Annotated in this window: 3 protein-coding genes; all 3 read right to left on the reverse strand. The window is 66.0% G+C overall.

What is annotated here, in order from left to right; all coding sequences use genetic code 11:
* Positions 1 to 964: endolytic transglycosylase MltG (locus ACFQO7_RS37630; RefSeq protein ID WP_376810874.1), on the reverse strand; the 964-nt coding region annotated here is incomplete at its 3' end.
* A gap of 788 nt (positions 965 to 1752) precedes the next feature.
* Positions 1753 to 2220 (reverse strand): M28 family peptidase, encoded by a 468-nt coding sequence (locus ACFQO7_RS37635; protein ID WP_376810875.1) that lies wholly within the window; start codon positions 2218 to 2220, stop codon positions 1753 to 1755.
* Positions 2217 to 2372: a M28 family peptidase gene (locus tag ACFQO7_RS37640; protein WP_376810876.1), complete on the reverse strand. Its 156-nt coding sequence runs from the start codon at positions 2370 to 2372 to the stop codon at positions 2217 to 2219. The genes ACFQO7_RS37635 and ACFQO7_RS37640 overlap by 4 nt, the downstream gene beginning before the upstream one ends.
* Positions 2373 to 2387: the final 15 nt, after the last annotated feature.

The following is a 2387-nucleotide window of genomic DNA, read 5'->3' on the forward strand; positions in this document are numbered from 1 at the left end:
GGTCGCTGGAGTGCACGGCCTTCTTGCCGGCCATCTCCCGCGAGTAGTTGACGGTCACGTCGAACTGCAGGCACCGGCAGGTGCCGATCTCGGCGACGGCCTTGTCACTGAAGACCCGGTTGTAGGACACCCGGGCGACCTTGCCGAGGTCGTCGGCGTTGCCGGCCTCGGCCTGCGCCAGCGACGCCACGATCAGCGCCTGGTACGGCGAGATGTTCAGCTTCGCGGCCGCGTCGGCGTAGCCCATGTCTCCGGTGACCTTCATGAACCGCTCGACCATCATCGACAGAGCCGACTTGGCGGTCACGTTCTTCGGGAACTCGTATGTGTCCGGGAACAAGAAGCCCTCGATCGAGCGGCTCTCCTTCTTGCCGTCCTCCCGCTTGAACCACCACGCCGGCACGCCGAGCGCGATCGGGTCCTTGGCGGCGGCCTTGAACTCGGCCTCGGGGATGCCCAGCTTCCCGGACAGCACCTTGTAGATCTTGAACGTGGACAGGCCTTCGGCGATGAGGATGCCGTTCACGAGGCGGTTCTCGGTGTCCAGCAGCATCGTGATCGCGTCGGCGGCGCTGATCTGCACGCGCAGCTTGTACAGGCCGGGCTGGATCTTCTTGGCGCTGGGGTTGTTCTCATAGGCCTCGACGAACGCCTGCTCGCTCTTGATCACGTCCTGGGCCTTGAGCGCCTTGGCCATGTCCAGGCCCGCGGAGCCCTCCTTGATGGTCACCTCGACCTCGGCGGACGTCGCCGCGCTGACGTAGTCGGGGGTGACCAGCAGGTCCCTGACCTTGTCGTAGCCCAGGTACGCGCCGCCGGCCAGACCGCCGAGCAGGAACACGGTGAGGAAGAGCGCGAGGAAGGAGCGGCCGCGCTTCTTCTTCTTGCCGTTCCGGCCACGGTTGTTGTCCACCCCGTGCCGACGCCGCTGCTGGCCGCGCTCGGGATGCTCCTCGAACGACAAAGGATGTCCGTCCGCCACTACGATCGTCCCATTCCATGTCGGGCACGCCGATCGGGGCAGCCGGCGCTATCGGCGTCGGGCGTTCCAGGCTGTTCCACGCCCTCGCCGGGGTGGGTCCGCCTAGCTGGCGGGTTTGCTCCTTCCTGCCGGCCGGCCCTGCGTTCTTGCGCGCTGTCACCGCCCCAGCAGTCGATCGTCCGCGAGACCCGACGCGGTCGTGTGACACTGCCTCCGCGAAGCAGCCTCAGCGCAGCCGCCTGGACGCTTTGCCGGGGGTCGGCGAGGCGGCACCCTGGGTTCACCGGTCCGGAGGAGGGGTCGGGTGAGGGCGTGGACGGGGAACTTGGGCGGTCATGGGCTGCTGGTCGGCGAGGGCGGCGGCTGTGAACTCCCGCCATGTCGTGTTGCCGTACTGCTGGGTGCCGGTTTTCCCGGCGGCTGGATGTCCGGGAACCGGGCCGTACTTGGTCATTGCTCCGGCCAGTACGGTCGTCACGTCGGCCGCTACCGCCGTGCTCAACACGGGGGTCCGCCTCGGCGCTGCCGTGTACTCGCGCTGGCCCGCCGAGTTTATCGACTGAGAGCGTTACAGGGCGTTGATGAACACGTGACGGTTCGAGCGGTGACGGTTGCGAGCTGCGTCGTGCTGTCGCCGCAATCTGCCTCCGTGGAAACGCGGTCGGGATCGGCGCCCGAGGAAGAACGGCGATCGATCGCGTTGCATTCAGGTCTTCGCTCGGCGAGTGAACGAGGTGGACGGCACATCGGCCGCCCACCTCGTCGAAGTGCTACTTGATCAGGGCGTGATGACCGTCCTCGCTGGCATCGACGGGGCGGCGGGATGCCGTGCCGGGCAGCACTTCGCTTTGGGCCCAAACCTCTGCGGCGTTCTTGACTGCGCCGAAGTTGACCTCCAGGGCAGCGTCGTTGACGTTGGCAATCGTGTCGCACGCCAGGTGATAGCACTCGTCATAGGCCATTCCGGCCTGCCCGCCGAACTTTTCCGCCTCGGCCTCGGTCTTGATGCCGTCAGCACCGGTGAACAGCCCACCGACCGGGATGCCTGCCGCCATGAAGGGGGCGTAGTCCGAACGGCCGTTGAGGTCCCTACCGATGAAAGGTCTTCCGATCCCCGTGTAGTACCGCTCGAACAGATCCTCGATCTCGCCAGATCCGGGCGGTCCCGCAGGGGCGCCTTCGGCGTCGGAGTCGTCACCGTCGAGGGTGTGCAGCGCGTAGTTCGGGGATGCGATCATGTCGGGTACATCTTGATTTTGGCTGCCTCGTCGTCGGAGAGGTTGGCCACGTGGTACCTGGAGCCGCGAAGGTTCCATTCTTCCGCACCCCAGAAGAAGAAGCGGAGCTTGTTAGCCTCGCTCTTTCGCGAAGGTTCGCCCGCATAGTAGATCTTGAAAGCGAAAGT

Origin of the sequence: Catellatospora aurea (assembly GCF_042663325.1) — a bacterium.
Taxonomy (GTDB): domain Bacteria; phylum Actinomycetota; class Actinomycetes; order Mycobacteriales; family Micromonosporaceae; genus Catellatospora; species Catellatospora aurea.

Bases quoted from the DNA above. Each gene is read 5' to 3' on its own strand.
- ACFQO7_RS37635 (WP_376810875.1), bottom strand. From the start codon at position 2,220: ATGATCGCATCCCCGAACTACGCGCTGCACACCCTCGACGGTGACGAC.